The following is a 9849-nucleotide window of genomic DNA, read 5'->3' as shown; positions in this document are numbered from 1 at the left end:
CCACGTTCCCAGGTCCGCACGCCCGCGCTCCGCATATATGCGGGGGGACGAACCGACGAATCAGGACGTCTTTTTCACCCTGCACGCTGAGTAAGACGCTGACCTGGGGCGATCGGGACGAGATTCACCCGTCCAGGTGACACTCGGCGGGACGAGGGCTAGACCGGGAAGAGCGAGCTGTACGCGTTCAGAGCAGGCTGCCCGCCGAGGTGCGCGTAGAGAACCGTGGAGCCGCGGTCGATCTCGCCCGACGACACCAGGTGGATGAGGCCCGCCAGCGACTTCCCCTCGTAGACCGGGTCGGTGATCATGCCTTCGAGGCTCGCGCCCAGCCGCATGGCGTCCACAGTGGACTCGTCGGCGATGCCGTAGGTGCCGGCGTGGAAGCGGTCGTCGAGGAGGATGTCCTCGTCGGACACCGTGACCTCGCGGAGCTTGGCGGTGTCGTGGGCGATGCGGGTGATCTGGTCGCGGGTCTCCGCGGGCTTGGCCGAGGCGTCGATGCCGAGCACTCGGCGGTTGGTGTCGCCCGCGAAACCGGCGACCATGCCCGCCTGGGTGCTGCCGGTGACCGAGCAGACGATGATGGTGTCGAAGAAGACGCCGAGCTGGTCTTCCTGCTGGCGGACCTCGTCCGCCCAGTTCGCGAAGCCCATGCCGCCCAGCGGGTGGTCGGAGGCGCCGGCCGGGATCGCGTAGGGCTTGCCGCCGGACGCGCGGACCTCTTCGATCGCCTGTTCCCAGGCGGGTTTGACGCCGATGCCGAACTCGGCGTCCACCAGGCGAACGTCGGCTCCCATCATGCGGCTGAGCAGGATGTTGCCCACCCGGTCACTGCCGACGTCGGCCCAGTCGACCCAGCTTTCCTGCACCAGAACGGCTTTCAGGCCCGCGCGTGCAGCGGCCGCCGCTACCTGGCGGGTGTGGTTGGACTGGATGCCGCCGATCGACACGAGCGTGTCGCAGCCGGTGGCCAGCGCGTCGGCGACGAGGTACTCGAGCTTGCGGGTCTTGTTGCCGCCGTAGGCGAGGCCGGAGTTGCAGTCCTCGCGCTTCGCCCAGACCGAGGCGCCGCCGAGGTGCGTGGACAGTCGGTCCAGGCGGTGGACCGGTGAGGGACCGAAGAGAAGCGGGAATCTGTTCACAGTTCCTCCTGCAACGTGCTCCAGTTCTGGTCGACCAGGCTTGCGGCCAGCACGGAGTCACCCTGCTCGCAGGCCTCGATGATCTGCTGGTGCTGGGTGACCGAGTGGCGGGCGCCGGGCGAGGAGAAGCGGCTGTGCTCGGCCCGCCGGATCAGTGGCGTGTAGCGGTCGATGGTCGCGGCGATCGCGAAGTTGTCGCAGCAGCGGACGGCCACGGCGTGGAACTCGTCGTCGGCAGCCAGCGCGGCGACGACGTCGTTGGCGTCGAGCGCCTTCTTGAAGGCCTTGTTGGCGGCGCGCATCGCGGCGATGTCGTCGGGCGTCAGCGACTTCCGCCGGACGACCAGGCCCATGGCGAGGGAGTGCATCGACTGCACGACGACGAGAGCGTCGAGCACCGGCTCCGCTTCCAGCGCGGTGACGCGGGTGTACGCGTGCGCCTTGGTCTCGACGAGGCCCTCGTCTGTCAGCGTGGCGAGCGCCTCGCGCACCGGCGTGCGGGAGAGACCGAGCTTCTCGGCCAGTTCGACGTCCTTGATGGCCGTGCCCGGTTCCAGGTCACCGCGCACGATCGCCGACCTGATCTCGGCGGCCGCTCGCTCCTTCAGCGACCCATATCCAATATATTGCATATCAGTGAGCGTAGGGGCGGGTCGTGGTGATCGCAACCATCGGGCCCTGAACAGCAAAAACCCCGAGCTGCGAGCAGCTCGGGGTCGCGATCTCGGGGTGGTCAGGCGAGAGGAAGCTCGCGGCCGAGCACCGCGAACGGACGCGGGTCGCCGGTGAACTGGTAGTGCCGCAGCACGTCCACGAAGCCGACGCGGCGGTAGAGCTTCCACGCCTTGCTCGGCCCTTCGGGCGTGGACAGCAGCACACGAGACGGGCCGACGCCCTCCATGAGGCGGCGCAACAGGTCCTCGCCGAGCCCGCGGCCCTGCGCGCGGGGCAGCACGTGGAGTTCGGTCAGCTCGAAGTAGTCGGTGAGCCAGTCGTCGACGACGGCGGGCGACGTGACGGCCATGAGCCCGCGCCGCACCTGTTCGTGCCACCACTGCCCGGCGGCGCCGCGATAGCCGTAGCCGATGCCGACGAGCTCGTCGCGCTCCCCCAGCGCGACGACGCAGCGCCAGTCCTCGCGCATCATGTGCGCGAGCCACATCGGGGCACGCTGCTCGACGGTGCCGGGCGGGTAGTTCATCGCGGTCACGTACAGCGAGAGCGCTTCGCCGAGACGGACGTTCAGCTCGGAGGCGGACATCTCGACGATGCGCTCCAGGCGCGGCGAAGCCGTCATACCGACACCACCGCCACACGTCCACCCGTCAGCGCCACCAGATCCTTGAAGGTCGTGGGGTACACGGCGTGCGGATGGCCCGCGGCCGCCCAGATCTCCTCGTAGCCGGACAGGGCTCTGTCCACCACGGTCTCGATCGGCCCGGGATGCCCGACCGGCGAGACACCGCCGATCACCTGACCCGTGTGCTCACGCACGAACTCCGGGTCGGCGCGCTTGACCGCGTCCGCACCCACCAGTTCGGCGATCATCGACGTGTCCGCACGGTGCGCGCCCGACGTCAGCACCAGCAGCGGAGACGCCACGCCGTCGCGCACCACGGCGAACAGCAGGCTGTTCGCGATCGCGCCGACCTGCACGCCCACCGCGGCCGCCGCGGCTGCCGCTGTCCGCACGGCGTCCGGCAGCACGACGATGCGTTCAGCGGTGGCGGCTGGCAGGGCTTCCGCGACCTTGCGGATTCCGGGGTGTTCGAGCGCACTCACATCACCATCAGACCACGACTGGCCCCTACGTGGTGGGCCGGGTTGAGGAATCCATCGGCCGGGAGCTACGCTGGGCGGGACTCGAACATGTGTTCGAGTCGCACCATGCCTCGGAGGTGGGGTGGGGGAAGCACCCCACCTCCGAGAGCCGCCGGCTTCCCCTCGGCGGTGACGTCGTTCACCGACGCCACGAGGAGGCCGAGATGACAGCTGAGATTTCGAATCCGGCAGCCTTCCCCATCCCGTTGCCACCCGCGTCCGCGCTCGCGTTGCTGCGGCAGGCTCGCGACTCGCTCGCCGAGTCCGAACGCACGCCGGAGCCTTCGGAGCGGTTCGCCACCGCCTATCTCGCCGCGTTGCGTGCCGCCGCCGCGGTGCTCGCGTTACGCGGACGACCCCACCGCGGGCGTTCGCGGCCGACCAGCGCGTGGGTGCTGCTCGCCGCGTTCGCTCCGGAAATGAGTGAGTGGGCCACGTTCTTCGCTTCGTGGTCGTCGACGCGGGCCGCCGTGCTCGCGGGCATCACCCGCAACGTCAACGCGCGCACCGCCGACGACCTGGTGCGCCAGACCGGTCAGTTCGTGACTCTCGTCGGCCGCGTGGTGAACGAGGCGCGGCGGTGAACGCTCTGGAAGTGCTGCGGCGCGAGGCCGAACTGCTCGCCATGTCCGCGATCGGCCAGCCACCGCACAAGGGCGTGCCCGCGTGTCCTGGGCTCAATCTCGGGGAGACCGTCCGGCACGTCGGCAGCGGTTACCGGACCGCGCTGGAGTGGATCAGGCTCGGCCGCGAGCCTGAAGCCGGAGAGTGGCGGGAGTTCCCGGAGGAGGGCGAGGACCCGCTGGAGTTCATGCGGTCGGGCGCGGCGGCCGTGCTGGCGGAACTGGAGGCGCACGAGGAGGACGAGCCGTGCGCGACGTGGTGGCCGGTGCAGCAGAACTACGGGTTCTGGCGGCGGCGGCTCGCGCACGAGACAACGTTGCACCGCATGGACATCCAGGGCGCCGCGGGCATGGAGGTGGGCCCGGTCTCCGACGAGGTCGCGACCGACGGCGTCGACGAGGTGCTCACGTTGTGGCTGGGGCACAAGCTGGACGTGCTCGGGGTGCGGGGGTCGCGCGACGGGCTGGTCGCCATCCAGGTCGAGGACGACGTGTGGCTCACGCGCTGTGGCCCGCACGGCGCGTCGGCGTGGCGCGTGATCGCCCCGGAGGACGCGCACGTCGCCGACGCGCAGGTGTCGGCGAGCCCGATGACGATGTACCGCTGGCTGTGGGGACGGCTGCCGGACCGCATGGTCGAGGTGATCGGCGACCACGACGCGATCGCGCAGCTGTGGGCGCTACTGCGGCTCGCGACCAAGTAGCACGTTCGCGGTCTCCGCGCCCGTTGCGGCCAGCAGGCGGTAACGGGCGCAGCGGCCGTCGAGCTCCAGCAGTGCCACGGAGTTCCCGAAGTGCGGGCCGCTCGTCTTGCGCCAGCGCACCAGGTCCTTCGGCACGCCCGCGAGGGTCGCGAGCCCGCGGAACACCTTCGCGGCGGCGCGGGACCACGACAACCGGAAGATCGGCAGGAACACGTCCGGCGGCTCGTTGTGCACCGGCGAGCACACGAGCTGCGTGACCATGGCCTTGGTGGGCACGGGGAAGTCGGCTTCGGCGACGTAGCTGTGGTGGACGTCGCCGGAGAGCACGGAAACCGTTGCGGTGCCGTTGTTCGCGGCCTTCTCGATCATGCGGGTGAGCCGGTCGAACGACTCGCGGAACGCCGGCCAGTGCTCGAGGTCGGCCGCCTGCCGGATCTTCTCCGCGGCCCTGCCCTGCCAGCCCTTCTTGCGCGCGCCGATCTCGTTGAGGGACTGGAAGTGGCTGAGCGCGTGCGGCATCAGCCACGGCAGCGACGAGCCGATGAGCAGGTGGTCGTAGTCGTTGTCGTGCCCGGTGTTGCGTTCGAGCCACTCGAACTCTTCATCGCTGACCATCTGCCGCTTGTGGTCCTCGAGGATGCGGCCGCAGCGCGTGTCGACCATCAGCAGCCTGGTGCGACCGAAGTCGCGGCGGAAGCTCCACCACGTGGACTTGCGGCCGTTCGACTCCTTGTCCGCCTGTTCCGCGAACTCCTCCAGCAACGGCAGCACGTCCGTGCCCTGGGCTCTCACCTTGGCGTACAAGGGATCCCTGGCGAGCTCGTCCGGGCCGAGGTTGCCGAGGTGCTGGTACACCCAGTACGAGGAGAGTGCGCCGCGGATCCTGTCGCGCCACCAGGGCTTGCCAGCCATTTCCTTGCGCCACACCGCGGACGTGTTCCAGTCGTCGCGCACGTCGTGGTCGTCGAAGATCATCGAGGACGGCACCACCGACAGCAGCCAGCGGATCTCCGGGTCGCCCCAGGTCTCGTGGTAGAGGTGGGCGTACTCGCGGAAGTGCACGACCTCGCCGTCGGGTTCCTCCGTGCCGTGGCGGTGTTCTCGCAGCCACTGCTTGGTCGCCTCGGTGGGTTCGTCGGCGTAGACCTGGTCTCCCAACAGGATCAGCGCCTGCGGCCACTCCTGTTCCGGGGTGGTCATGAGCCGTTGCGCGAAGGCGTCGAGGGCGTCGGGACCGACCGGCTGGCTCGGTGCGGCGCGGCACGACCCGAAGGCGATCCTGGTGACCTCGCCCGTGCGGATGACCGGCTTCGGGAACCTGCTGTCAGGTTCCGGCCAGACCGTTTCCCGGTTCAGCTTGACGTCGTACTCGGTGCGCGGCCCCAGGTTCTCCAGTCGGACAAGGGCGAAGTGCTGGCCGCCTGCCTGGAACGTCCTGGCGGTGTGCCCGGCGATCGTGACGTCGCAGGACGCGTCCGTCTCGACCCACACGGTCGCGGACGTCTCGTTCACATGCCGGAGGAGCGGTCCGAGCACCAGCTTCGCCACCCGCGAGACAGTACCCTCGCACGAGTGGAAATCACGTTCGACGCAGCCGATCCCCCCGCTCTGGCCGCGTTCTGGTCCGAGTTCGCCGGTGACGAGATCGAGCTGACGTTCGTGTGGAGCGACGCCCCGAAGATCGAGAAGAACCGGGTGCACCTCGACCTGGCCTCGTCGTCTCCCGAGCACCAGGCGGACATCGTGGCGCGGGCCCTGAAACTCGGCGCCGAGCACGCCGACATCGGGCAGCGTGACGTGCCGTGGGTGGTGCTGCGCGATCCGCAGGGCAACGAGTTCTGCGTCCTGGAGCCGCGGCCCGAGTACACCGGGGTGATCGCGGCCGTCGTCGTCGACTCGCCGGATCCGCTGGCATCGGCTCAGGCGACCGGGCATCCGGTGGTGCGCAGCGGAGACGGGTGGGCGTCGGTGCGGCCGGAGCCCGGACCGTGGCTGGAGTACGTGCGGACCGACGACCCCGAGCCGATCACGAACCGCGTCCGCGTGCGGTGGGCCGACCCGAACTGATGCCGGTCGACCGGCCTCCGAACACAGCCGCAACCGCCGCCGGGTGACCCCCGCGCGCCGGCTCCTTCGCCCTGCTCGCGGCCCGACATCCAATATCCCATATATCAGTTGTGCAAAAAACGTTTGCGGACGTCCGCAAACGTTTTTTGCATAAGGGTGGATTTGCGCAGGTCAGAGGGGGTTGCGCCAGAGCAGGATCAGAGAGCGGCCAACCGTTCACGCAAGGTGTCGAGGCCCATCGAGCCCATCTCGAGGGCCTCCTTGTGGAAGCGCTTGAGGTCGAAGTCGGCGCCCTTGCGGGCACGCGCGTCGTCGCGGGCGGCGAGCCAGAGGCGTTCGCCGAGTTTGTAGGCGGGGGCCTGGCCCGGCCAGCCGAGGTAGCGGTCGAGCTCGTCGCGGGCGGCCGCGGGCTCTTGCAGCGTCCGGGTCAGCATGAACTCGAGACCGAGTTCGGGTGTCCAGCGCTCGCCGGGGTGGAAGCCGGTGCCGGCCGGGATCTCGAGCTCCAGGTGCATGCCGATGTCGATGATCACGCGGGCCGCGCGGAACAGGTGCGCGTCGAGCATGCCGAGCAGGTCGCCGTCGTCGTCGAGGTAGCCGAGTTCGCGCATGAGGCGTTCTGCATACAAAGCCCAGCCCTCGCCGTGGCCCGAGACCCAGCACATCAGGCGCTGGAAGTCGTTGAGCGTCTGCGACTGATATACCGCCGTCGCGCACTGGAGGTGATGGCCCGGCACGCCCTCGTGGTAGACGGTCGACGTCTCGCGCCACGTCGGGAACACCGTCTTGCCCTCGGCGATCGACCACCACATGCGGCCGGGGCGGGAGAAGTCGGCGGTCGGCGGCGTGTAGTAGGCGCCGACACCACCGCCGGGCGGCGCGATCTTGCACTCGAGGTTCATCAGCGCGTCCGGCAGGTCGAAGTGCACGTCGCGCAGGTCGAGCAGAGCCTTGTCGGACAGTTCCTGCATCCACGCCTGCAAGCCGTCCTGGCCGTGCACCTGGTAGCGCGGGTGCTCGTCGAGGTAGGCGGCGGTCTCGGCGAGGGACGCGCCCGGCTTGAGGCGGGAGGCGACCTTCTTCATCTCGGCCTCGATGCCGAGGAACTCCTCCCAGCCCCACGCGTAGGCCTCGGCCAGGTCGAGCCGCGACCCGGTGAAGTAGCGCGAACCGCGGCGGTACCGCTCCTCACCGACGGCGTCCTTCGTGGGCGCCTGGGGAGCCAGCGACGTGCGCAGGAACGAGGCGAACTCGCCATAGGCGGAGGAAGCGGCGGCGGCACCGGCGTCCAACGACGAACGCAGCGCGCCCTCGGCACCGGACGACGCGACAAAAGAGGTGAAGAACGTCGAGGCCCAGACGTCGCACTGCTCGGCGACCCTGGTCACCTGGCGCAGCGCGGAAACGTGACCACGGGAAGCGGCGTGCGAGAGAGAAGCGCGGAGCCCCCCGAGAGCGGCGGGCACGGCGGAAAGACGACGCCCGATCGTGGCCCAGTCGTCCGGCGTGTCGGTCGGCATCTGGTCGAAGATGTCGCGCACCGACTGGATCGGGCTCGCGATCACGTTCAACGACGACTCGGCCTCACCGGCCTCGTAAAGCTCGTGCTCCAGGCCCACCCGCTCCAGGAAGACGGCGCGCGCCGCGTCTTCCGCGGCATCCGAGGGCTCCTGGGCCGCGATGTCGGCGAGAGCGCGGACGGCGAGGTCGTCGCGTGCCGCGATCCCTTCCGGCGAGAAGTCCGTCAGCTGGTCTTCGGATCCGGCGAAGCCCAGGTGAGTGGCGGTGATGGGATCGAGCGCCGCGTAGTCGCTGACGTACTTGTTGCTGATGTCGTGGACGGATGCCATGGCGCGAGACGCTACCTCGCGGTTCTCGACACCAAAAGGTAGTTAGTCAAGCTCACGACCAAAGGAGGGCCTGCGTCGTTTGGAGGGGACTGGCAGGATGTCCGCCGTGCGTCGACCCCGGGCACTTCTGGTGCCGGTTTTCCTGCTGCTCACCCTGTTCTCGTTGAGCGGTTGCGTTCGCGTGTACGCGGCCATGGCCGTCTCGGACGACGACCGCATCTCGGGGGAGATCGTCGCGGCCACGCCGCCCACGCAGGACAACGATCCCGGCCCCCAGCTGAAGGTGCCGCCGGAGCTCGCGAGCCGCGTCACCACCAAGCCGTACCGGGTGGAGTCGTACGCGGGCACGCAGCTGTTCTTCAACGGGCTGTCGTTCGACGAGATGCGCACGCTCTCCATGTCGACCAGCTCGTCGAACAGCCGCTACAGCATGAACTTCCGCCGGTCGGGTGATCTTGTCACGCTCTCGGGCTCGGTCGACCTCACCCAGGTCCCCGTGGAACGCGCGGACATCCAGTTCAAGGTCAGCTTCCCCGGCAAGATCGTGAACACCAACGGCCGCGAGGAGGAGAACAACACGATCGCGTGGTCTCCGAAACCCGGTCAGGCGTCGATGCTCCAGGCCACCGTGCAGTACGCGGGCGAGGAGTCCGACTCGTTCCTCGGGTGGGCGTTGCTCGTCGCCGGGCTCACCGGTGGTGCCGCGCTGATCGTCGTCGTGCTCGCTCTCATCGCGCACAAGCGCAACGTGACGGTCTAGGCGCGAGTCACCAAACCCAAGCGCCCCAGCACTTCCCGCGTCGCCTTCGCCCGGTTCATCGTGTAGAAGTGCAGCGCGGGAACGCCCTCGTCGAGCAGCCGCTGGCACATCTCGGTCGCGATGTCGATGCCCGTGGCGCGGAATCCCGCGGCGTCGTCGGCGTAGGGCTCGAGCCTGCGCGAGATCTCCACCGGCAGGTCCGCGCCCGACAGCTCCACGATCTTGGACAGGCCTCGCGCCGACAGCATCGGCATGATCCCGGGCAGGATCGCCGCCGAGCAGCCCGCGGCCGCCACCCTGTCGCGCATCCGCAGGAACGGCTCGGGCTCGTGGAACAGCTGCGCCACCGCGTAGTCCGCACCGGCGTTGAGCTTGCGCAGCAGGAACTTCAGGTCGGTGTCGAGGTCGCCCGAACGTGGGTGCCCGTACGGGAACGCCGCCACGCCGACGCAGAAGTCACCGAGCTCGCGGACGAGCGACACGAGCTCGTCGGCGTAGTTCAGGCCCTCGGGATGCGCTACCCAGTCGCCCATCGGGTCGTTGGGAGGGTCGCCGCGCAACGCCAGGATGTTGCGCACGCCGATCGCCGCGTACCAGCCGATCACGTTGCGCAGCTCGGCCACCGAGTGGTCGACGGCGGTCAGGTGCGCGACCGGCAGCAGCGTCGTCTCCTGCGCGATGCGGCCGGTGGCGCGGATCGTGCGGTCCCGTCGCGACCCGCCGGCGCCGTAGGTGATCGACACGAACGCCGGGTCGAGGCCCTCCAGTTCGCGGACGGCCTTCCAGAGGATCTTCTCGTCCTCGGCGTCCCGCGGTGGGAGGAACTCGACCGAGAACTTCGGCGACTGCCCCTGCAGCCGCTCCACCACCGACGTCATG

At 69.3% G+C, this 9849-nt stretch carries 11 protein-coding genes; 4 read left to right on the top strand and 7 right to left on the bottom strand.

Annotated features, from left to right (window positions below):
- Nucleotides 1-158 precede the first annotated feature (158 nt).
- The 4 genes from ABZ345_RS13790 to ABZ345_RS13775 all read right to left on the bottom strand — a co-directional run bounded on the left by ABZ345_RS13790 (nt 159) and on the right by ABZ345_RS13775 (nt 2927).
- A complete protein-coding gene (locus ABZ345_RS13790) occupies nt 159-1145 on the bottom strand; it encodes a 1-aminocyclopropane-1-carboxylate deaminase (RefSeq protein WP_359847043.1) in 987 nt (328 codons plus the stop codon).
- A complete protein-coding gene (locus tag ABZ345_RS13785) occupies nt 1142-1777 on the bottom strand; it encodes a GntR family transcriptional regulator (RefSeq protein ID WP_359847040.1) in 636 nt (211 codons plus the stop codon). Before ABZ345_RS13785 ends, ABZ345_RS13790 begins: the two co-directional genes overlap by 4 nt.
- Nucleotides 1778-1878: 101 nt before the next feature.
- Nucleotides 1879-2442: a GNAT family N-acetyltransferase gene (locus tag ABZ345_RS13780; protein WP_359847037.1), complete on the bottom strand. Its 564-nt coding sequence runs from the start codon at nt 2440-2442 to the stop codon at nt 1879-1881.
- Nucleotides 2439-2927, bottom strand: coding sequence for a YbaK/EbsC family protein (locus ABZ345_RS13775; protein ID WP_359847034.1), 489 nt, complete (start codon nt 2925-2927; stop codon nt 2439-2441). The genes ABZ345_RS13780 and ABZ345_RS13775 overlap by 4 nt, the downstream gene beginning before the upstream one ends.
- A 203-nt stretch (nt 2928-3130) precedes the next feature.
- Here ABZ345_RS13775 and ABZ345_RS13770 point away from each other — a divergent pair, with 203 nt between their 5' ends.
- Both ABZ345_RS13770 and ABZ345_RS13765 read left to right on the top strand, forming a co-directional pair.
- Entirely contained in the window at nt 3131-3550 is a 420-nt protein-coding gene (locus ABZ345_RS13770; RefSeq protein ID WP_359847031.1) for an SAV_6107 family HEPN domain-containing protein, read from the top strand.
- Nucleotides 3547-4293 carry a maleylpyruvate isomerase N-terminal domain-containing protein gene (locus ABZ345_RS13765; protein ID WP_359847028.1) on the top strand — a complete coding sequence of 249 codons (747 nt, stop codon included), beginning with the start codon at nt 3547-3549 and terminating at the stop codon, nt 4291-4293. Before ABZ345_RS13770 ends, ABZ345_RS13765 begins: the two co-directional genes overlap by 4 nt.
- On the opposite strand, the gene ABZ345_RS13760 is transcribed toward ABZ345_RS13765, so the two are convergent.
- The gene (locus ABZ345_RS13760; RefSeq protein ID WP_359847025.1) at nt 4270-5841 is read right to left on the bottom strand and encodes an alkaline phosphatase D family protein; all 1572 of its coding nucleotides are present in this window, start codon (nt 5839-5841) and stop codon (nt 4270-4272) included. The genes ABZ345_RS13765 and ABZ345_RS13760 overlap by 24 nt on opposite strands.
- Before the next feature lie 24 nt (nt 5842-5865).
- Between ABZ345_RS13760 and ABZ345_RS13755 the strand changes: the two genes are divergently transcribed.
- On the top strand, nt 5866-6360 hold the full coding sequence (locus ABZ345_RS13755; protein ID WP_359847022.1) for a VOC family protein: 495 nt from the start codon (nt 5866-5868) through the stop codon (nt 6358-6360).
- A gap of 197 nt (nt 6361-6557) precedes the next feature.
- Here ABZ345_RS13755 and ABZ345_RS13750 read toward each other — a convergent pair whose 3' ends face one another.
- Nucleotides 6558-8210, bottom strand: coding sequence for a DUF885 domain-containing protein (locus ABZ345_RS13750; protein ID WP_359847019.1), 1653 nt, complete (start codon nt 8208-8210; stop codon nt 6558-6560).
- Between the two features lie 106 nt (nt 8211-8316).
- On the opposite strand from ABZ345_RS13750, the gene ABZ345_RS13745 reads away from it, so the two are divergent.
- Nucleotides 8317-8970, top strand: coding sequence for a DUF3153 domain-containing protein (locus ABZ345_RS13745; protein ID WP_359847016.1), 654 nt, complete (start codon nt 8317-8319; stop codon nt 8968-8970).
- Here ABZ345_RS13745 and metF read toward each other — a convergent pair.
- Entirely contained in the window at nt 8967-9848 is an 882-nt protein-coding gene (metF, locus tag ABZ345_RS13740; RefSeq protein ID WP_359847014.1) for a methylenetetrahydrofolate reductase [NAD(P)H], read from the bottom strand. The genes ABZ345_RS13745 and metF overlap by 4 nt on opposite strands.
- Nucleotide 9849 lies beyond the last annotated feature (1 nt).

Source organism: Lentzea sp. NPDC005914 (assembly GCF_040629405.1).
In the GTDB taxonomy this organism is placed as follows: Bacteria; Actinomycetota; Actinomycetes; order Mycobacteriales; family Pseudonocardiaceae; genus Lentzea.
The sequence above is the reverse complement of the archived record's forward strand: the minus strand, read 5'-3'. Positions and strand labels throughout refer to the sequence as shown.

Bases quoted from the DNA above. Each gene is read 5' to 3' on its own strand.
- ABZ345_RS13770 (WP_359847031.1), top strand. From the start codon at position 3,131: ATGACAGCTGAGATTTCGAATCCGGCAGCCTTCCCCATCCCGTTGCCA.
- ABZ345_RS13750 (WP_359847019.1), bottom strand. From the start codon at position 8,210: ATGGCATCCGTCCACGACATCAGCAACAAGTACGTCAGCGACTACGCG.
- metF (WP_359847014.1), bottom strand. From the start codon at position 9,848: ATGACGTCGGTGGTGGAGCGGCTGCAGGGGCAGTCGCCGAAGTTCTCG.
- ABZ345_RS13785 (WP_359847040.1), bottom strand. From the start codon at position 1,777: ATGCAATATATTGGATATGGGTCGCTGAAGGAGCGAGCGGCCGCCGAG.
- ABZ345_RS13780 (WP_359847037.1), bottom strand. From the start codon at position 2,442: ATGACGGCTTCGCCGCGCCTGGAGCGCATCGTCGAGATGTCCGCCTCC.